Here is a 19,651-nt window from a genome sequence, read left to right on the forward strand (position 1 = left end):
TGGCCAACGGGGCGCTACTGAACGATGACGGGCACGGGTTCGCGATCGTCACCGACACCGACGTCGTGGTGGCGCACGACATGAACGCCGAACGCTTGATCGCCGAGTTCGCCCGGACCCGGGCGGCGCACCCGGACGGGCCCGCGTTGTTCCACAGCAGGCTGGGCACGCACGGCACGATCGGGACGGCGAACTGCCACCCGTTCCCGCTCGGTGGCGACCGGCGCACCGTGCTCGCCCACAACGGCATCCTCCCAGCCACCGTCCGCCCAGGACGACACGATCGGCGCTGTGACACCCGGATCGCGGCGGAGGACTTCCTCCCGCGCCGCCCGTTCGGGTCGTGGGACTCACGCCGGGGCCGGGACCGGCTGACCCGGTGGCTGACCCCACGCAACAAACTGGTCGTGCTCACCGTCGATCCCCGCTACCGCAAAGACGCCTACATCTTCAACGAGGACCAAGGGATCTGGGACGACGGGATCTGGTACTCCAACGACGCCTTCCTCTACACCTATCCCGAACCCGCGTGGACACTGTGGGCCGATACGGACCCGTGCCTGACCAGGTGCGGGACCTGCTGCGCGGCGGGCACCATCGACCCGGTCACCCGGATGTGCACGGCCTGCGGCACCTGCGACGACTGCGGAGAGCACTACGGGTCCTGTGTCTGCTGGGTCCCAGCCGACCTCACCGAGTTCGGGCACCGCTCATGAGCGGCGCCACGCGGACGTTGGTCCGACCGTCCGAGCACCCCTGGTTCCGCGCGCACCCGGTGGGGCACGAGAACATCCTGTGGCACTGGGAGCAGGCCACCAGGCGGGAACGCGTCCACGGCATCCGCTGGTACGCCGACGCCCACCGGATCGCCGGGGGCATCGCCCGGGGGGATGTCGCGCTCGGTGCGGGCATGATCGCCTTGTACTCGCCCCAGCAACAGTGGCTGACCAACCTGCTCACCGCCGCCCGCGTGATCCACACAGGACACGGCATCGGCGGACCGGCCTGCGGAACCCTCGCCACCTCCACCCAGCGCCAAACCGCCGACCGGTTGCTCGCGGGCGAACACCACACCCGAGTCCTGACCGGCCCGAAAGTCCGCGCGTTCGCCCACCTCATCGAACACGGCGGAGATCCCGACCCCGCCACACCGCTGGTCGTGGTCGACCGTCATGCCCTCTCGGTGGCCTGCGGGCAAGGGCTGTCCGCCGCCGCGTACAACACCTCCCCGCTGCGCGGCCGAACCCGGGTCGACGGGACGGTCGGCCAGCGGCATTACGACCATGTGGCCGCGCTCTACCAGCACGCCGCGCGCCTGATCACCCACACCGAGAACACCCCGGTCGCGGCCCACCAGGTGCAGGCGGTGACCTGGCTGGTCCGCCAACGCCTCAACCACACCACCACCAACACCGCCTCCCGCCAAGGGCAAGCCGCGGCCCGCGCCAACGCCGAACGCGACTGGGCACGGTTCCGCGAACAACACCTACCGCACATCACCGGCGGCGAACCCATCACCGGACACCTGCCATGACCCCACAACCCGACAACCCAACCGACAACAACCCGGCAGGCGAGTCCCCGGTGAGGTTCTACCGACTGCCCGCCCACTTGCTGGAAGCAGGCATGAGCACCGCCGACGGACAACACATCCTCACCGTCACCCAATTCCCCGACGGCACGGTCATCGCAGAGGTCCACACCCCACGCCCCGACCATCCGGACATCGACGCGCGCAACCGAGGCGAGACCGACCCGCGCGTCTACCAGCCAGACGAACCAGTCGAGCTAGGAGTCTTCGCAGACACCACAGTGGACGGCTCCCACCAGGCCGGCGGCGAATCACGGGGCCGCTGATCACAGACGGTTGGATCTCGGAAGCGTCCGCGAACCAGGTACGACGAGCTCCGCACTGTCGCGCTTCCACAGCGCGACATTCGATGTCCGCGTTCGACCCCCGCGCGACCGGTCGCGGTCGATGCCTTGCCGCATGGCATTGGTTCACAGATCTCCATCCTTTACCCCGTGGAAGGGGGGACTAACGCATGAGTTCGTTCGAGTTGCACCGCGCGCACATCGCCGGACTGGCCAACGCGGGCCTGCACACCGGGCTGATCAGCAGTCCGGCGGACATGATTCCGGTCGCTCGGATGCTCCTGCGCCAGCACCACCGCAGCACCGGCGCCACCGGTCCTTCCTGGGCAGGCGCGGTGGAGGTGGCCCAGCAGGTGTTCCACCCAGTCGCGATCCTGCGACTGCTCGACTGCTACGACCACCGCTCCCGACGCAGCGCGGACTGGCACACCACCGAAGCCCGCTCCTGGTCCCGTTCTCTGCGCGCCCGAGTGCTGGCCCGTCTCCCGGCCGAAACAGTGGCCACGATCCGGTACGGGAACACACACCTGCCCGCCTACGCGCTGCTTCCCGCCTACACCGACACCCCCTCGGGCATCACCTCCCTGCACCAGATCCCCACCACCAAGACGGAACCCACCCCCGGGCTGTCCTTGCCCGGCACCGGCTCACGCTGGGCCGAACTACCCGACCACCTCACACCACCACCCGCGAGTGGGGACCACGAGCGCTGATCCCTACCGAGCAACCGACCACTACGGACGGAAACACCATGACCCCTCAGTCCTTCCCCCACCACCCCCACCCAGCCCACACAACGGTCGGTGACGGGTGGGCCTTCGACGTCGATCTCCGCGCGGTAGTCCGGGTGTCGCGATCCGCCGCCACGTCCGAGACCGACGCCCGACGACTCGTGCGCGGTCTCCAAGCCGTCACCATCAACACCACCATTGACGGCGTCACGATCACCGAGATCTCCACCCTTCCCGGAGAGCGACTGTTTGAACTGGACGGACACGAAACCCCCGCACCCCACCACCCAGGCGCGGGCGCGTAGAGGATCGCGCTGCTCGACGCGACCATGCCGACAGCTTCCGCCAAGGAACCCTCCACGCCTCTTCAGCAACGACGACCACGACCTGGTCCACCTCACCGACCCACGAGGCCACCGGCTGCCGCACCGGTCCCACCACCACGGCGGCCTGCTCCAAGCGGCCGACTACGCCCGCCCACCTACGCGCGCGGCGGGTTCACTATGCGCCGTGGGTAAGCGGCAGGTCATGGGCGACCGCCGCACCTGGCAGGTCCTGGCCAAGAACACCGTTTCCGTCGATCTGGGCGGCGACACCCGAGCCTGGTCACGCGGCGGCAACGTCGGCTGACCATCGTCGGCTCCACCTCGCCGCCGTCGGTCGCCACACGGGCACCGCAAGAAACGCCCGGTGAGTTCCTGTCTCTCTCCACTGGATCGTGAGGAAGTTTGATCATGAATAACGATCGAGACGACAAGCACGACAGCGTGATCCGCGCGGCTGCCGAGTCCGTGAACGCGTGGCGCGCAGCCGTGGACGGAGCCTCGGGCGATGCCGAAGAAACCGCGGGCAACTCGATGGCCGATGTGATCGGCGCGTTGATCGACGCGCTGCGCGAGCACGACGACCGGTTCGTCACCGCAGACGGGGTGCGGATCGTGGACGGGCTACGGGTGTGGGACTACGACCTGGAGCCCGGCACCGTCGACCTCGCCGTCACCCGACCCGAACGCGCCCACTGGGATGGCTGGTTCCGTGTGCGCCGCGACAAGGGCGGGCACTCCCTCATGAACGGTGACCGTCTCAACGTGCGTGATCCCGTCACTGGCGCACCACCGCCTCCCATGCCCTGACATCACGAATCATGCGAGCCGATCAAGATCGTATGCCCGAAGGCCACCGGCACAACCAATCATGCCCCGGGCACGGCAATCGCGAACGTCGCCGGAAGGAATCCATCATGGGGCGATCACGCATTTACGGGCTGCTGCTCGACGCCGAGGAGGCATTCGGCATCCGCCAACTCGTCGCCCGCGTGGTCTATCACGACGATCAGGGCGAACTGCTCAACCCGCGCGACGACGGGACACCCGACGAGATCGCGCTGGCGGACTTCATGGTCTCCGCGTACGTCGACCGCGGCAACACGCACGCGTGGGGATTTCAGCATGGATACGCACCACATCGTGTCGAGTTGCGACGCGCGGAGGCGATGGTCCGAACACTGCGCAAGATCGACAAAGGACTGGCGGCCGTGACCGCCGAACAGGGCTACGCGAACGACTTCGCCACCTACGTCCTGCGCATCGCGGCCATAGTGCGGATACGCGCTTTCCATGTTCGCAACGACGAGCGACGACGCAGCCTCACCGGCGAGAAGTTCAGAAAAGTGCAACCGATCGACGTGCAGAACTGGGTTCGTGACCAAGAGGCGACTTACGCCAAACCCGCGTGACCCCAGGCCACGCTTCCCCACATCCAGTGTCATGTCGACCGCCGCAGCACCGTGCGGTGCGGGGCACGACATCGGAGGCTGGCGGAACACGCGACTCGGCCATACGCGGCGCCTCACCTGCCGCGGCCGAGCTGATCCGGCGGCTCTACGAAGCCTGCGAGGACAGCGAGTTCATCACCGACCAACACAACTGTCCGACAGCGTCGACGGAGACACGAGATGAGCGACAAGACGAACCCACACCACATGGCGGAGCCGGTCACATCGGTCCTGACACCCGATGACACCTGGTGCATGTGGATCGACTCCTACGGCATGCGCCGTTACTGGGCGACTCCCGTCAAGGAAACGGTCACGGCACGTGACGGTACCGACATCAGCCCCGACGAGGTCCTGACCTGGTCGGTCGACTTGATCGAGGACGAGACCGGCGAACAATTCACCGTAAACCACAACCTGATGCTCGCGACCATGCAGCGGATCGTGCACGAGCGCGACACCATCCCGCTCGCCCGCTCGATCGTCGACCAAATCGCCGCCGTGCTCAACGCCCAGGACCACGAGAGCGCCACCGACGAACTCTGCCAACTCGACGCCGTCGGCAACGACGCGATCGTCCAGATCGCCACGCTCGGCCAAGTCGTCTACGGCTGACCGCGGGCCGCCCAGCACACCCGCGCGGTCGTGGTCCTGGCCATTGGACATCTCCATGATCGCGGACCAGACCATGTGATGTGACAAGGTCACCCCGCTGGTCAAGCGGGAACAGCGAGTTACCACCGTCGCCCAGGTGGTCACCGGGACCGCCGCCTGCGCTTGCGAACCAACCAGGCGATGGTCATCAAAGCCATTGTCCACCGTGTGGCAGAGATGCCCTGCATCGCGGGCTTGCCGTTGTGGGTCTTAGTGAGTTGATTGTCCTCACGCTGGACGGTATTGAGACGGTGGTCGAGTATCTGGTATAGAGCTGTTTCGATGTTGGCCATCTGCTGCTGAGATGGATTTCTCCTGCTCAGCACCACCTGGAACAATACGAACGTCACGGCGGCGCCTACCAGGCCCGCGCCGACATTGGCGAAAGCGCTGGACAGGAACGCGGGTGTGGTCTGGTTGTCGATCCGGGCGAAGACGAATCCGATGATCCCGGCGACAATCCCGGCTCCGAACGTCACGGCCAGCAGCAGGGCGTTGGTCTCGGTCTCCTTCCTTGCGGCGATGGTGTGTCCTCGTTGCCAACTGGCGGCGGCGAACAGAAGCACAAAGACGAGTACGGCCAAGGCGTTCACGCCGACTTCGAGCCCTTCGCTCACCGAGATCGGTCTATCCTTGACAAATCTTGAATGCACATACCGTGCACCTGTGCCGTATTCCACTTCGGCCCATTTATTCGATCCGTCGATCTCCTCGCCGTCGACAATGCCGCGTAGCACCACTTGACGGTTACGGGTGAACGTCTCGCTCGATTCGCAACTGGTGGACGGGCAGGTCCGGACGTTCGCGGTCCCGGATAGGTAACCGACTGACCTCCCGTCGACAGAGGTGATCGAATCGGAGAACCCCTCGTAAATGGCCAGCGCGGAGATGACAGAGCCGATGACGAGCGCGATGCCCAGCGTCTTCCACGCCCGTGCCTTGAGGTTGGACACGAGCACTCCTCTCACTTGATCGGCAAGACCAGACCCGATGCTCCCATCGACCGCCGCGGCCAGAGGTCGTGGCGCCTTTCAGTCGGCATACACGGTGGCGGTGGAGTAGCACCCCGACTCGGTCGCGTGCTCCTTCCTCCTGCCGACCCGGGGGCGGTCATGGCGGCAACATCGCAGTACCGCCACTCCGCACGCGGGAGTCGACGCCTGGTGCCGCCTCGCTGACCGCACGGTCCTCGTGCGCGCCGCGCAACTACGTCCGGCGTTGGCGGCCGAGTACGCCGACCTGGTGCCGAGACCGGCACGGGTTTCGCAACGACTTGTCCACGACCTAGGACTCACCGCCGCCAAGCAGGTCCACAACCGCTTCACCGCTCCGGCGGGCACCCTGATGCATCTGTTCACGGATTGGAACACCCTTATGGATTCGCAAAAGCAACCACCCCGGCGGGTGGTGTCCGTTCCGGCGCCGCCGGATGAGCACGCACAGAAGATCGCCGACGAGGTGGCCCAGGCGTGGCACCGGGCCCACGGCTCCGAACGCATCGACGTTCCGCTGCCGGTGATTGCGGTGTTGGCGTTCATCGCCCCTGGCGGCGAGGAGGGTCTTGTGTTCGCCGAGGACCACCTGCTGGGCATCGACGCCGAGGAGTTCGCCGCGTTCGCCCGCACCCAGTGGGCGATCTTCGTGCGCCACCGGCCGGACCTGGTCAACGCCGCGTGGTCGTTGATCGGGCCCTGGCACGGCGCGAACCCGATCAGCGGTCCTGTGCTGGAGGCGGCCAAGGACGTCGCCGACGCCGCGGTCCGCGCCGGGCAGCTCCGCCTGACCGGCAACGGTCGCCGACGCGAGGTCGACATGTTCGGGATCGTGCTGATGACTTTGCGCTCGGACAAGGCCAGGACCGCACGCGGCCAGATCTACACCCCAGGCCCGCTCACCGACCTGATCGCCCGCATGGCGGGTGTTCCGAAGGAGGGCGAGTCGGTCCACGACCCGGCCGCGGGCACCGGTGGGTTCTTCCGCTCGATGGCCGAGGCGATGCGCGACCAAGGCCGCAACCCCGCGACGGCGAGCTGGTGGGCGGTCGACATCGACGATCTCGCCATCGCGGTCCTCGCCGTCAACGCCACCCTCTGGGAACTCGGCCCGACCGTGATCCTCGGGGTGGCCGATCCCCTCGCCAACCCCGACTGGGCAGACCGCGCGCTCGCCCAACGCAACGAGGCCGTCCGGATCTCCCGAACCACGCGGGCCGCCCAGCGGGCACTTCGCCTGCTCACCGCCCTGGACGTCCTGAACACCACACCCGACGACACCGACGGCATCAGGGCGGCCGAGGCGCCCGACGCCCAAAACCGGCAGCCCTGAACTCAGGCACCCGGCCCACCACGCCAGGCACCCGAACCGGGGGGCCACAGCCCGACTCGCAGAACGGAACATCACCCATGTCCACCCCGCACACCGCCATCTCCGACGAACTCCGCGCCCGGATGTTCCTGCTCCGCGCCACCGAACCACCCGCCGTCGCCGTGCACGCCTTCGTCGCCGCGCACGGCCCGATCGAGGCGGTCGCCCGCATCCGAGCCAGGGAAGCACCGCCCGGCGTCCTCGCCGAGATCCTCCGCCCCGACCCGCCCATAGACGCCGACCTGGACGCGATCGAGGCAGGCACGGCGACCTTGCTCACCCCGGAGTCCCCTGACTGGCCGACCGGGCTGCTCGGCGACATGTCCGGCCATGGCATCGGCGCCCCGCTCGGGCTCTGGGTCCGCGGAACCCCCAGCCTCCGCGAGACCACCACCGCGACCGTGACCATCATCGGCTCCCGCGCGGCCACTCCCTACGGCGAACACGTCGCCACCGAGCTCGCCTACGACCTCGCCCGCGCGGGCGTGACCATCATCAGCGGCGGCAACTACGGAATCGACGGCAGCGCACACCGAGGCGCGTTGGTCGCCCACGGAACCACCATCGCCGTCCTGGCCCACGGCACCGACCTCGTCTACCCGGCCGGCCAGTCCAACCTGTTCACCACAATCCTTGACACCGCCGGCCTCATGATCAGCGAGTACCCGTCCGGCACCACACCGACCCGTGCCCGCATGCTCGCCTGCGGACGGCTCCTCGCTGCCCTCGGCGCAGCCACCGTCGTGGTCGAGCGCAGCCCCCGGAACAACACCAACATCGTCGTCCACACCGCCAAAACACTGGGCAGGAGCGTCTACGGCATCCCCGGCCCCGTCACCTCCCCTCAGTCCGTCGGCGTGATCGAACTACTGCGCACCGGACAAGCCACCGCCATCAGCGACGCCACCCAAATCAACCACCAACGCGGAATCCAGTGAACCGCCTTCCCGACCTTGCCGTGCGCCACTCGCAACACCACGCGAAGCTAGCTCTACCAAGTCCTGAAAAGCTCACCTAAAATTGATGCCGGTCCATGGCCATATCCGCACATATAGATCTATGGAAGGCCATGTTTTTGGTGATCAGAAGTTATCCCCAACTTCAACATCGGCAGGGTTCCATTGTCCGCTTGTGATCGCTGTGCATTTCGCGACAAGGGAATCGAGAACGGTCTCAATCTTGTGGAAGTTGTACGCTACTTCGGTCATAGCCTCGGCCTTAAGCTTGAGGAATAGTCTCATATAGGTCCATTTATGTTCCAGCACCCCCTGGCGGATATCTGAGTTTCCCTTGGGGCTGACCCAGAGCACCTTCGCCGGAGGATAGCCACCGAAGTCAAGATCGAGGTAGCACTCAATTGACGCGGCGCGTTGATTGATGTCCGAGTCGTGGATTCCTTCGGGGCCTTGAGTCAAAAACGAGCGGAACTCCTCTAGTTCAGGCAGCATCATCCCGCACATGTTCGCTGGCAGTTCGAGATGGGACAGGCGCTGGTGCGCGTCAAGCCCTGCTGCGTCATTGTCGAACACGAAAAGAACCTTGTTGTGAACATCAATGTTCGCGAGCCCTTTTGCAAACTTCACCAGGTCTCCGGTGCCGGGGAAGGGGTGCTTCTTGCTCGGATCGATGAAGCGGAAGAAATCTTTGATATCTGGCCGTAGCAGCTTGAGCGCGTGCTCCAGGATACGGGCGTCCGAGCTACCCTCGGTCGCGATCAGGAATGTGTCGGTCCGCCGGGCACCAGGCTTGAAGTCCCGCTCTGTTGCCCATCCGGCTTGCACCAACGGTCCATATTGCCAGACGACAGGTGTATCTTGGTTCGCTTCGATCTCCGCCAAGAGTCGCAAGACGGAATAGGGGTGAAGGAAACTTACCAACACGCGGAAGAAGTCGCGCTCCGAGTAAGCGTGGATTTCGTCGGATCGATATGCGGGGACTCGCTCCAACTTTATTCCATTAAAGCGACCTTGTATCTGAGCTTCGCTCGCGTCGCCCGCGTCCGAGGCAACGGTGTCGTCGAGACTGTCGAGCGGGTTCGTGGCGGCAAACGCGACGAACTCAACAAAGTTCATCGGATCGGGAATTGGCTCTTCGTCACCGACTTGAAGGTGATGCCTCTCTTTCTGCCAGTTTTGCGCGACGGCCTCATATTCACGCCGGACGCGCTCTATTGTGAAGCCGAGGAGTTCGAGACGAAGCCGAGGAGTTCGAGACGGGGAACGACGTGTTTGAGCGGTCGTGTGAACGCCATCTCGGAGGGTGTGGGGTCCTCGTCCTCCTCCTCGTACCAGTTGTAGTTGAGTTGGTCGCTCTTGATCGCCTTTCGGTCTTGTTCCTGGAAGATCGATCCGTGATCGGTTCCGCGGTGGTTCTTGCTGTATGTGACCGACATGCCGGCCACGTCGAGCGTAATTTCTGTACCCAAGCTTCGCCTCCACCGTAACCTTGGCGCCCGTCGATGCCGTCATGTCGCACCTCACACTACCTATTTGATCTTGAGCCGCGAGGGCTTGAGGACCTCATCACCCCGCCTCCCTCCGAACCGTCCACGCCGTGATACTCCCCTGACCTGGCGGAATCACCGGCATCGTTGATGCCCACCGGTAGCTTCGACTTGTAGTCTTGCCGATCGTGCCAGTGGCTTGTGGATAATTTGAGCGTCGGGGGATGGATGTCGCGTCGAGCAGGTGGTCGGGCCCCGAAGAGCAAGAGCGCGCCCAGACAGGGCGCCAGCAAGCAGGGCCTCGGCCGGGCCGGCGATGTGGTGGAGTCCGATGAGCAGGTGTGGGCCGACAGTCGCGCTGGAGGCAACGCCAGTCGCGGGTTTCACTACCAGCATATGGTGGGCGCGTGGCTGTGCGGTCGCATGCTCACCGGCGGCCTCGTCGTTGACCGGGTCGTGCCTGAGGGTTTCGAGGACATGTCCTGCGAAGCCTTGGTCCCGATTCAGGTGCAGGTGAAGTCTCGACAGGAACGCGTCGGCGACTTCCGCCTCACCACCGTGGCGGCTTTCGTGATGAAGATGGTGCGCACGAGGATGAAGCGCCGCGCGTTGTCGGAGCTAATGGTCTTGGTTCTGGAGCGCCCCGTCGTGGGTGCCGAGACGGGTGCCTGGGACGAGACTCTTGCCGATCTGGCGGTGGACAACCCCGTGCGCACCGCAGTGGCGGCCGCTTTGAGCGATGCTGGCCATTCCGGTGACGAGGTCGGCAGCATCCTCGCTGCGGTTAGCGTCGTCGTGCTGCCCTGGCACGAGGCAGCCGAGCAGACCGCAGACATGGTTTTGACCAGGGTAGACGTGCCCCGGGCTGCGGCGGGCCCCATGGTGTCGGCGCTGCGGGACTCAGTCGCGACGTGCGCCGACGCCAACACCTCGCGCAACTACACCGAGCGGTCTGGCCTGACTCGCACCAGTGTGGAACGCATCGTCACCGAGATTGGCGCACTGGTGGATGTCGCTGCGCTGGAAGAAGCGCTGACGTCAGGGGCCTGCGAGCCGGTCGATTTCGGCACTCCCCTGCATACCGTGCGGTTCTACGAGGGCGTCGATGTCCAACCCGGCCACATCGTCGCCGGGTTGCCCACGCCGCGGCCGACCGTAACCGGCACGGTGGTGGGCGCGATCGAGGAAAATGGCGTTGCTCTCGTCAGTGGGCCGTCTGGCGTCGGCAAGTCCACTGTCATGTGGGCAACGGCCTATGTGACCCGGCATGTGCTCTGGTACCGCGTCCGCCGTCTCGATAACGCCGATGTCGAGCCGCTCGCCCGGCTGGTGCTGGCCGCTAAACCCACTGCCAGAACACCGGTGGGGCTGGTCGTTGACGCGGTCGGGCAATCCGGCGCACGCGCCTGGGACGCCCTGGTTCTGCGGTTGGAGGGCGTAGCCGGGGTCAAGCTGCTTGGCTCGGCGCGCAACGAGGAGTTACTTCCGCTCCGGACGCTGCCACGCTCGGTACTGATCCCCGTGGGTCTCGACGAGGAGGTCGCCCGACAGATCCACGAAGGCTTGCTGCAACGGGGAGCAACAGCGCTACCGCACTGGCAGGACGCCTACGACAAGGCTGGCGGCCTCACCCTTGAGTTCACCTACCTACTGACCCGAGGACAGCGTCTGTCCGACGTCGTCGCCGACCAGGTCCGGGCACGCATTCACGACAACCGGTCGGCGGAGCTGGCAATTGTCGCCGCCGTGGCCACAGCACACCAATGGGGTGCCATGGTGAGTCTGCGTGCGGTCCAGCGGATCGTGGGAGCCGACGATGGGCGATTTCGCCAAGCCCTCGCCCGCCTCGCCAACGAACACCTCGTCCATCAACAAGGCACGGTCCTGACCGGCATGCACCAACTCCGGTCGAGGGCGCTGTCGACTGCGGTCCACGACCAACCGCCCCCGACCCTCGCCGACACAGTGCGATCGCTGCTGCCCGCCCTCGACGACGCTGCCTTGGCGCCCTTCATCGTCGGAGCCCTCTCCGCGCACCCCGACCTCGACGACATCGTCGTCGATCACCTCATCGACCGCCTCCCCTCCTCCACCTCCCCGACGACGTGGGCGCGGGCAATACACACCCTGCGCATCATCGACTTCACAAGAACCGCCCAAACCTGGGCAGAGATCACCCGACGCCACGTCGCCCCAGCCTTCTACCAGGTCCTTCTGACGTTCGTCATCGCCGGCATCGAGCCGCTACGCAACACCCGCCCCGAGATCGTCGCCGCCATGGCCGAAATCGCGGAACTTCCTCCCCGCCAATCTGCCCTGCGAGACAGGGTGCTCGCCGGGCTCGACGACCAGACGGTGGCAGCCGCGATCGCGGCCAGCGCGTGCAAAGACGACGTAGTCCACCTGCTCGCCGCCCTCGTCGACACCCGCGCGGTCGACTGGGACACGGTCGCCGAGTCCCTGAGGTCAGCTCCAGGGCTCACCCAGGTCCTGCACGGCATTCCGATCCACGACGTCGCCGAAGTCCTCGCTACAGCCAAGACCACATCTGCGGCGGTCGCCGCCGCCCTCACTGACGCGGCTGGAGGACACGACCGGCTGGTCCACGACATCTACCGGGAAACCCCCTGGCTCATCGGACTGGGCCAATCGGACCAAGACGGCGCGGTCACCGTCAGCGCCCGTCTCCTGGCAGCAAGCCGCGAACTCCACGGCGACATCGGCAAGGCGGCCACCGCTCTCGGAGAGTTGCTCGCGTTCTGCTTCGTCGACTCCCAGCTCGTCGAAGTCTCCGCGGTCGGCCCTGGCGGCGCAGCTCTGCCCGAGGAAGAGATCCCTGCCGCACGGCGCATGGCCTCAGACCACTTCCACCCCCCTGCGGCGAAGTCGTGGAATCTCGTCACCATGCGGATCGCCCTACAGGCCGCAGGAACCTCCGAGCCCACCCTGCGTGTGCAACAAGTCCACGACCTGCTTCCGGACCTACGCAGCTACCTTGACCGCATCACTCGGATGCTCCTGACAGGCATCAGGATTCCCGAGGTTGTGCCTCAACGTGCGCGCCTGGCCGAGCAAGCTGATCACCTCATGGTGGCGTTCTTCTCCGACGATGCTGTCGCATTCGGTCCCGGCCAATCGGCGCCGAACGAGTCAGACGCTGTCCATTCCCTGGTCTCAGGGATCGTTCACAACTTGACCAGTCGACTCTTGGAGAGGCCGCCGTCATGGCGCTCACTCGCCTCCCATGTCGGCGACAACCTTCGACGGTACGTCGCGACGATCCGAGAAACCGAGCGCTGGTACCTCATCGGCGTCGAGGCGCCCCTGGAACTCGACAAGATTGACACTATGCTTGTCGACCTCTACGCCGTGCTCGCCGAGTTCGCCTGGGGCGACGGCCCAGCTGCTGCCAGGACACAAGGCCGCGGAAAGCCTGTCAACCCGCTGCACGCCGTCGCCGATGTTGCCAGACGGACAGCGGGGCAGCGTGCCCTGGCACGTAAGCGGTGCTTTCAAGCAGCGCTTCGTCGGCGCGACGTCCAGGCCTCGTTCGTCGACTGCTCACCAGAGGACATGAAAGGTTCCGATTGGCCGCCGACCCGCACAATGCTTGTCATCGACGTGCAAACCATTACCGACTGGACGCACGCCTGCAACACCATCGTCCAGTTGCTCCAAGAAGAAGAGATCAAGGCTACCGACCTTGGGCCTGAGCCTCTCGTCATTGCACGACTCGGAGACCAACATATTCCACTCACGATGCACAAGGTGCTCACCACAACATTGGCACCTCACTTCGACGATCCCGCCCACGATTGGGGGAAAGCCCTGGGGCAGCCCTTCGCGACGCCGCTGCCCGATCTCTTCATACGCCTCGTCAAGTCGATACATGCGGTATCAGTCTTGAGAACGCTTCACGCATGTCGCCCCGAAGAGCACGGCAACGAGACTGACATCCGGAGCCATGTTGAACTCCTAAGACGCACTCTCGTCGAACTGCGCTCATTCCCCGGCGATCGTGTTACTGTCGCAATCACAGAAAGCATTCAACCATTGCTTGTAGAGCTACAGTCTGAACTCGACGACTCGTCGGCCTCGCTCGCCTCGCAGACGCTCGCAGTCAAGATGGCAGATCCCACTAGCGAAATCAGCAACGAAGTCAATGGGCTTGAATTGCTCGCTCTCGCCTGGTCGATCTCGCCCGCAAATGCTGGCCAATGGTTGTCAACGGTCTATTCGGAGTAGTACCTATTGTAGGTGCGCCACTTAGAACGCGGATCTGCCGTTGGCTGCTTTTCCCGGAAGTGCGCTCTGATGCCACGAAGCGCGCATTGGTTCTGGCCCGGTCGGTGGGTTGGTGTACCTGGCGCGGAATTGCGGCAATGGTTAATTTGCTGGTCGTGTGGCACCTGCATATCCATCGTCTTTCCAGTGTAGCGACCCTATGCGAACGGTCTGGTTGAATGTTGGCGCGTGGATGATTTGGTTGGCCCCGATGTAGATGCCGACATGGTAGATTTTGGTGGCCGGGTCGCCGTAGAAGACGAGGTCGCCGGGCAGCAGTTGAGTGTCGGATGGAACCCGCGGCCCTGCTGGAACTGTGTGTGCGCGGTCCGTGGGAGCGCTATTCCAGCCGCAGCATACGCTGATTTGGTCAGTCCCGAGCAGTCAAATCCACCTTCCTCGGGGCCGTCGCCACCCCACACGTAGGGAAGACCGAGTTGTCCTTCGGCGTAGTTGATCGCGCGTAGTGCGGCAGTGCTAACGGTTGTGTCGCCGCCGGGTCCTTGGGTGCTGCGGTATTGTTCGGCTTGGGTGAGGACTTTCGAGACGTACCAGTCGGCGTGGTTGTAGGCGAAGATCGCGGCTCGGATGTCGCGGTTGTCGCGGGCTCCTGAGTCGCAGAGGTATGCGGCGGCTGTGTGGATGGCGTCGTGGGAGTTGTATCGGGATGGTGGTGTCGCACCTCCGGGTGGAATCGGGTGTCGTGCTGTGACGCTGTCGAAGGTGGTTTGCAGGAATTGCATGGGCCCGCCTGCTCCGGCGTAGTTTTCGCCGCTGGTGACACCGGGGGCGTTGAGGCGGCCGTGGTCGGATTCTATTTTTCCGATCGCGGCGAGCACGGTCCAGTCGAGTCCGGGGCAGGTGGTGGCCGCTGCCCGATACAGGGCGAGGTAGTTCTCGGGGATGTCGGTGAGGGCGTTGGTGCTGGGCGGGCTGTCGCTGCTGCCGAACAGCATCTGCGCGGCGCCGTCCGCGGCGCCTCCGATGAGGCTGACGAGCCCGAGGCAGGCGGTCAGCCCGATGGCGGCGGCTTTGATCACCGTGGGTTCCTTCTGTTGTCGAGCGGGTAGTTCGGCTGGTCGGGAGGCATCGGTGGTGGCGGGGGGAGAAGGCCGGTCGGTGTCCGCGTGGCGGGGTCGATGCCGGGGTGGGTGGGTGTGACGGTCGCGTTCGGCCAGACGCGGGTGAGGTCGACCAGGCCGACGCGGACTGGCGTGGGCGGGGTGAGCGGCAGCCACCGGTCGGCGCTGGGGTCGAGGGCTCGGTCTGGTGCGACGGTGTTGGTGGCGGTGGTGGCGACCGGGACGAGGTGGGGTTGGTCGAGTGCGTGGAGCGCGCGGGTGAGTGCGGTGCGGGCGCCGGTTTCGCGGCGGGTTGAGGGCAGCCAGACGAGGATGGGGGTGGTGATGCCGGTGGTGGTGGCGAGTCGTTCGTATCCGGTGAGCTTGTTGGCGAGCCTGGTGAGGGTTTCGGTGCCGAAGTCGAACTCCAGGAACCACTCGACGCCGCGGTTCCCGTTGTCGATGATCCGGCCGTAGGCGTCGGGGCGGACGACGTCGCCGAACAGGTGAGTGCAGCGTGTTTCGGACCACCAGGCGGTGACGGCGAGGTCGTGGTGGTGGCGGGCGCGGTGGACCAGTGCGGCGAAGATGCCGTTTATGCCGGTGGTGTGCGCTAGGCGCAAGGAGCGGGCACGGCCCATCTCCCGGTCCCGGCGGAAGTCCAACTCTTTGAGATCCAGGCCGGCTTCATGGGCGACGGCGAGGGCCCCGGCGGTGTCGAGTACGTAGTGCATGGGCGCGGCGCCGAAGGTGACGAACGGCTGGAAGCGGTCCACCAGTCGCCACCGGTAGAGCTGGAGCAGTCGCATGTTCGCCGCCCGGAGGGAGGGCCAGGCGAGTGCGGCGATGTGGTGGCTGGTCAGGACTTTGTGCTCGTAGAGCATCCGCGCCAGCCACAGGTCTCGGGGTTGCAGGTGGCGAGCGAGGGCCGCGTGGTGCTCGGCGCTGGCCGCGGCACGTGGAGTGACGCGTTGGGGCATGTGCCCTCGGAGTGTTTTCTGGCTGGGAGGGTTGGTGATCATGTGGTTTCTCCACAGGTCGGGTGATGGACGACGTGCCAGCCGGGCGCGGGGCAGGGACTATGAGGGCCGCTGTCGGTCAGGCGGCCCGGCGGGGGTCGGCGGCGGGTTGGACCGGGGGGCTCGCGGCTGGGTCTGGTGTGGATGGTTGGGTGTTGACGCGGGCGGCGTGGCGGATGCGTTTGGCGCGTCCGGGGATCGCGGGTGGGAGTTTCTCGGTTTTCGCGGTGAACGGTTGGGCTTCCTCGCCGTCGACGACGAGTCGGACGGCGGCGTGGAACTTGCCGAGGTGGGCGAGGTCGTGGTCGGTCACGCGGGGTTGGGTGTGGCGGGCGAGGCGTTTGGCGTCTTCGGGTGAGGCGGAGAAGATGATTTTGGTGCGGGCGTTGGTGGAGATGCCTTCTTCGAGTTCTTTGGTGAGTTGGGCGAGGTATTGGTGGGCGAGGGTGACGGAGAGCCGGTAGCCGCGGGCTTCGGCGAGCATGTCTTCGAGCGGGGTGGGCATGTTCAGGAAGTTGTGGCACTCGTCGACGTATAGGGCGCAGTCGCGGCGTGCGCGTTGGGGGATGCGGGCTCGGCCACTGGCGGCCTGCCAGGTGCGGGCTACGACGATGGACCCGATCAGCCGCGCGGTGTCCATGCCCAACGCGTCACGAGCGATGCGGACGAGGCAGATTCCGCCGTCGAGGACGGTGCTCATGTCCACTGTAGATCGTCCGCCTGCGATGGCCGAGCGGACGAAGGGGCGCAGGAGGAAGCCGCGGAGTTTGTTCATCAGTGGGGCGATGACGTGGGCGCGGTGGGAGTCGGACAGGTCGTCGTACCAGGACCAGAATCCGCGCAGCACGTCGTCGTGGACGTGGGTGAGGGCGCGATCGCGGAACGCGGTGGTGGTCAGGAGTTTGGGCAGGTCGGTCAGGGTCGGCAGGCCAGGTTGGGCGCGGAGGGTGAGCAGTCCGGCGCGGAAGATGTCGTCGGTGCGGGGTCCCCAGGCGGATTCGTAGACGCGGGCGAAGATGCCGACCAGGTTGTCCACGACCCGGTCGGTGTCGGGGCCTTCCAGGGGGTTGAGCACGGGTGGGCGGGCTTTGGAGTCGGCGTCGAACAGCACGACCTTCTCGCCGAGGTGTTCGGGGAGGCGGGTGAGGATGTCGGAGACCAGGTCGCCCTTGGGATCGACGACCACGACCCCGCGGCCTGCCTGGGCGTCGGCAAGGATCATCCGCGCCATCAACTCGCTTTTTCCTGAGCCGGTGGCGCCGAGGATGTGCAAGTGATGGCGGGCGTCGGCGACGCGCAGCCCGACTGGGCGTGGTTGGCCGGAGTCGGTGACCCCCAAGGGTTTGACGGTCTCGCCGGTGGCGGCGACCCCCGGTGGTGGCGGCACGGCTTTGGCTCCGGCGCGTTGGAGTCCGGGGGCGGCGTCGTCGGTGGGCAGGTGCGCGAGCGCGGCGAGTTCGGGGACGGACAGCAGGTCGCCCGCGCGGAGGCGCCGGTCGGTGAGCGCGTGGGCTGGGGAGCGTAGCCGGGCGCGGCGGTAGTGGTTGTGTTCGGAGTAGGCGGCGAACGCGCTGGCGATGGCGTGGGCGCGGCCGCGCAGGTGGTCTCGGACCGCGCCGCGGTCCTGGTCGGGGTCGATCACGGCCGCGACCGCGTACCGCAGGCGGGTCTCGTATTGCGGGCCGCGTTGTTTGGCCACGATCACCCGGTCCTGCGCGCCTGCTTCCAACTGGGTCTGGTGATCCAGGGCGGGTCGAGGAGTGCCGGTTCGGCGGCGGGGTGGGGTGTGCGGGGTGATCAGGTCGAGCAGCCGCCCGACCAGACGCGTGGATTTGCCCGCGCGGACGCGGCGGGCGGCGCGGCGGGCTTTGCGGACTCGTGCCCCGGTCACCGGGCGGGCCAGGATCTGCGCGACGGCGTGCTCGTGCGGGCCCAGGCCGACCGGGGCGCCGAGCAGGCCCCGGATCGGGTCGGCGGGAAAATCGCTGCGGATGGGCAGCGCCTCGCTGCGCGCCAGTCGCAGCTCGCCGCCGACGGACTCGACCAGCCGCTCACCGGCGGCGGTGGGCAGCAGCGCGGCGGCCGGGGTGGTGCGGGTGTGCGCGCCGGGCCACGCGGCCTCGACGGCGCGCTCGACCATGCCCGGTGGGATGGCCCCGGGCACCCAGAGTTGGACGCGGACGCCGTCGGCGCCGAAGACGTACTCCCACGCCAGGTGCGGCTGCCCGTGGACCCGCCGCGCCCACCGCGGCCGAAGCAGACCCACCAGGTTCGCCCACACCGCCGCGCCGCCGTCCGGGTCGACCACCGGCGGCGCGAGCACCGTCACCACCCGGGCACCGACCTGCAGCGCGGTATGGCGCCGCCGACCCCACCAGCGGTGTGCGGCGAACAGCGTTCCGGCGACCACGGCCAGGGTCGGTCCGACGACCGGGCCCCAGGCGATCACCGCGTCCCGAACGTGGCCCAGGACCGCGTGCAGCGACCCCCACGGATCACGCAGATAGTCGCCGACCGGCGACGCCACGGACCGAACCGCGGAACACCGATGCACGAAAACCTCCTGACGGGAGTCCGGCCACACGGGACCGGGAATGATCGGGACCGGTGTCGCCGCTCAGGCGGCGCGCCGGTCGCCCTCGCCCGCGACCGCCGCGTCGACGGCGGGCGGGGTGGGGACCAGCCGCACTCGCGGGCCGCGGTGGCGCGCGGCGTCGACCTCGGCCTGCCACTGGGAGAAGCGCCTGCCTCGTAGCGTGCGCAGGAAGTGCGGGATGCGGTTGGCGGGCACGCCCACCAGCCGCGGGCCCAGCACGGCGAGCAGGTCCGACGCTTCCTGAGACGCCCAACCGGCGTCGGCGATCGCCGCGTTCGTGGGGAACACGTCGGCCACCCGGTCGGTGGTGGTGTCGAGCGCGGTGTCCTGGGTGCCGCCGAAGCTGAACACCCACAGCAGGTTCGGCGGCGGGTCCGGTGCGACCAGACGGCGGAACCGGTCGACTTCCTTGGTGTAGCAGTAGAAGTTGACCTCCGGGCGGTCGCGGCAGATCCGCAGCCACGCCGTGAGGTAGGCGTCGGAGAAGAAGTCTCCGGAGTCGTGGATGCGCACCCAGGCTCCCGCGAACTTCCGCGCGCCGAGCTCGGCGAGCATGGCGGTCTCCCACCCGTCGAGGTCGTCGATCACGAACTTCAGGTTGGCGTGGTGTTTCGCCCGCACCGTGGGCCACAGGTAGGTGCCGTTGCGGGCGTAGCAGACGAGTCGGCAGACCCCGGCGGACGGGCAGGTGTTGTAGGTGCGGCCGTCGTCGAAACGCCCGGCCCACGCGGGCAACGTCCAGTTCCACGCCCCGATGGAGCGCATTTCGCGGTTCTGGGTCAGCAACCTCGCAGGGCGAGATCCTTCAGGTGAAGACATGGGGAACCCCTTCGATGAAAAGGAGTGGAGA

At 66.6% G+C, this 19,651-nt stretch carries 17 protein-coding genes and 1 pseudogene; 11 read left to right on the top strand and 7 right to left on the bottom strand.

Annotated features, from left to right (window positions below):
- The 8 genes from ACZ6SD_RS20255 to ACZ6SD_RS20290 form a co-directional block, all read left to right on the top strand.
- On the top strand, positions 1-716 hold a 716-nt coding region (locus ACZ6SD_RS20255), incomplete at its 5' end, for a hypothetical protein (RefSeq protein ID WP_465318502.1).
- Positions 713-1,534, top strand: a complete 822-nt coding sequence (locus ACZ6SD_RS20260; RefSeq protein WP_465318503.1) for a DUF7178 family protein — start codon at positions 713-715, stop codon at positions 1,532-1,534. The genes ACZ6SD_RS20255 and ACZ6SD_RS20260, both read left to right, overlap by 4 nt.
- Entirely contained in the window at positions 1,531-1,857 is a 327-nt protein-coding gene (locus tag ACZ6SD_RS20265) for a hypothetical protein (RefSeq protein WP_465318504.1), read from the top strand. Before ACZ6SD_RS20260 ends, ACZ6SD_RS20265 begins: the two co-directional genes overlap by 4 nt.
- Positions 1,858-2,045: 188 nt before the next feature.
- A complete protein-coding gene (locus ACZ6SD_RS20270; protein WP_465318506.1) occupies positions 2,046-2,588 on the top strand; it encodes a hypothetical protein in 543 nt (180 codons plus the stop codon).
- A gap of 38 nt (positions 2,589-2,626) precedes the next feature.
- Positions 2,627-2,911, top strand: coding sequence for a hypothetical protein (locus ACZ6SD_RS20275; RefSeq protein WP_465318507.1), 285 nt, complete (start codon positions 2,627-2,629; stop codon positions 2,909-2,911).
- A gap of 429 nt (positions 2,912-3,340) precedes the next feature.
- Positions 3,341-3,739 (top strand): hypothetical protein, encoded by a 399-nt coding sequence (locus ACZ6SD_RS20280; RefSeq protein ID WP_465318508.1) that lies wholly within the window; start codon positions 3,341-3,343, stop codon positions 3,737-3,739.
- Positions 3,740-3,771: 32 nt separating this feature from the next.
- Entirely contained in the window at positions 3,772-4,341 is a 570-nt protein-coding gene (locus ACZ6SD_RS20285; RefSeq protein ID WP_465318509.1) for a hypothetical protein, read from the top strand.
- A 219-nt stretch (positions 4,342-4,560) separates the two neighbouring features.
- Positions 4,561-4,995, top strand: a complete 435-nt coding sequence (locus ACZ6SD_RS20290; protein ID WP_465318510.1) for a hypothetical protein — start codon at positions 4,561-4,563, stop codon at positions 4,993-4,995.
- A 140-nt stretch (positions 4,996-5,135) separates the two neighbouring features.
- On the opposite strand, the gene ACZ6SD_RS20295 is transcribed toward ACZ6SD_RS20290, so the two are convergent.
- Entirely contained in the window at positions 5,136-5,987 is an 852-nt protein-coding gene (locus ACZ6SD_RS20295) for an SH3 domain-containing protein (RefSeq protein ID WP_465318511.1), read from the bottom strand.
- A gap of 238 nt (positions 5,988-6,225) precedes the next feature.
- On the opposite strand from ACZ6SD_RS20295, the gene ACZ6SD_RS20300 reads away from it, so the two are divergent.
- Both ACZ6SD_RS20300 and ACZ6SD_RS20305 read left to right on the top strand, forming a co-directional pair.
- Entirely contained in the window at positions 6,226-7,359 is a 1,134-nt protein-coding gene (locus ACZ6SD_RS20300; protein ID WP_465318512.1) for an N-6 DNA methylase, read from the top strand.
- A 77-nt stretch (positions 7,360-7,436) separates the two neighbouring features.
- The gene (locus tag ACZ6SD_RS20305; RefSeq protein ID WP_465318513.1) at positions 7,437-8,336 is read left to right on the top strand and encodes a DNA-processing protein DprA; all 900 of its coding nucleotides are present in this window, start codon (positions 7,437-7,439) and stop codon (positions 8,334-8,336) included.
- A 144-nt stretch (positions 8,337-8,480) separates the two neighbouring features.
- Here ACZ6SD_RS20305 and ACZ6SD_RS20310 read toward each other — a convergent pair whose 3' ends face one another.
- On the bottom strand, positions 8,481-9,569 hold the full coding sequence (locus ACZ6SD_RS20310; protein ID WP_465318566.1) for a HEPN/Toprim-associated domain-containing protein: 1,089 nt from the start codon (positions 9,567-9,569) through the stop codon (positions 8,481-8,483).
- Positions 9,566-9,823 carry a HEPN/Toprim-associated domain-containing protein gene (locus tag ACZ6SD_RS20315; protein ID WP_465318567.1) on the bottom strand — a complete coding sequence of 86 codons (258 nt, stop codon included), beginning with the start codon at positions 9,821-9,823 and terminating at the stop codon, positions 9,566-9,568. The genes ACZ6SD_RS20310 and ACZ6SD_RS20315 overlap by 4 nt, the downstream gene beginning before the upstream one ends.
- Before the next feature lie 246 nt (positions 9,824-10,069).
- Here ACZ6SD_RS20315 and ACZ6SD_RS20320 point away from each other — a divergent pair, with 246 nt between their 5' ends.
- Positions 10,070-14,086 carry a hypothetical protein gene (locus tag ACZ6SD_RS20320; protein ID WP_465318514.1) on the top strand — a complete coding sequence of 1,339 codons (4,017 nt, stop codon included), beginning with the start codon at positions 10,070-10,072 and terminating at the stop codon, positions 14,084-14,086.
- A gap of 141 nt (positions 14,087-14,227) precedes the next feature.
- Here the strand turns inward: ACZ6SD_RS20320 and ACZ6SD_RS20325 are convergent.
- From ACZ6SD_RS20325 to ACZ6SD_RS20340, 4 genes and pseudogenes are all read right to left on the bottom strand, one after another.
- Positions 14,228-15,165: pseudogene (locus tag ACZ6SD_RS20325) on the bottom strand (C40 family peptidase).
- Positions 15,162-16,208 carry a replication-relaxation family protein gene (locus ACZ6SD_RS20330; RefSeq protein WP_465318515.1) on the bottom strand — a complete coding sequence of 349 codons (1,047 nt, stop codon included), beginning with the start codon at positions 16,206-16,208 and terminating at the stop codon, positions 15,162-15,164. The pseudogene ACZ6SD_RS20325 and the gene ACZ6SD_RS20330 overlap by 4 nt, the downstream one beginning before the upstream one ends.
- Positions 16,209-16,284: 76 nt before the next feature.
- Positions 16,285-18,732, bottom strand: a complete 2,448-nt coding sequence (locus tag ACZ6SD_RS20335; protein ID WP_465318516.1) for a type IV secretion system DNA-binding domain-containing protein — start codon at positions 18,730-18,732, stop codon at positions 16,285-16,287.
- 90 nt (positions 18,733-18,822) lie between these two features.
- Positions 18,823-19,620 carry a GP88 family protein gene (locus ACZ6SD_RS20340; protein WP_465318517.1) on the bottom strand — a complete coding sequence of 266 codons (798 nt, stop codon included), beginning with the start codon at positions 19,618-19,620 and terminating at the stop codon, positions 18,823-18,825.
- Positions 19,621-19,651 lie beyond the last annotated feature (31 nt).

The sequence above is a fragment of the Actinokineospora sp. NPDC051303 genome (assembly GCF_055586285.1).

Bases quoted from the DNA above. Each gene is read 5' to 3' on its own strand.
- ACZ6SD_RS20260 (WP_465318503.1), top strand. From the start codon at position 713: ATGAGCGGCGCCACGCGGACGTTGGTCCGACCGTCCGAGCACCCCTGG.
- ACZ6SD_RS20265 (WP_465318504.1), top strand. From the start codon at position 1,531: ATGACCCCACAACCCGACAACCCAACCGACAACAACCCGGCAGGCGAG.
- ACZ6SD_RS20270 (WP_465318506.1), top strand. From the start codon at position 2,046: ATGAGTTCGTTCGAGTTGCACCGCGCGCACATCGCCGGACTGGCCAAC.
- ACZ6SD_RS20275 (WP_465318507.1), top strand. From the start codon at position 2,627: ATGACCCCTCAGTCCTTCCCCCACCACCCCCACCCAGCCCACACAACG.
- ACZ6SD_RS20280 (WP_465318508.1), top strand. From the start codon at position 3,341: ATGAATAACGATCGAGACGACAAGCACGACAGCGTGATCCGCGCGGCT.
- ACZ6SD_RS20285 (WP_465318509.1), top strand. From the start codon at position 3,772: ATGCCCGAAGGCCACCGGCACAACCAATCATGCCCCGGGCACGGCAAT.
- ACZ6SD_RS20290 (WP_465318510.1), top strand. From the start codon at position 4,561: ATGAGCGACAAGACGAACCCACACCACATGGCGGAGCCGGTCACATCG.
- ACZ6SD_RS20305 (WP_465318513.1), top strand. From the start codon at position 7,437: ATGTCCACCCCGCACACCGCCATCTCCGACGAACTCCGCGCCCGGATG.
- ACZ6SD_RS20320 (WP_465318514.1), top strand. From the start codon at position 10,070: ATGTCGCGTCGAGCAGGTGGTCGGGCCCCGAAGAGCAAGAGCGCGCCC.
- ACZ6SD_RS20330 (WP_465318515.1), bottom strand. From the start codon at position 16,208: ATGATCACCAACCCTCCCAGCCAGAAAACACTCCGAGGGCACATGCCC.
- ACZ6SD_RS20340 (WP_465318517.1), bottom strand. From the start codon at position 19,620: ATGTCTTCACCTGAAGGATCTCGCCCTGCGAGGTTGCTGACCCAGAAC.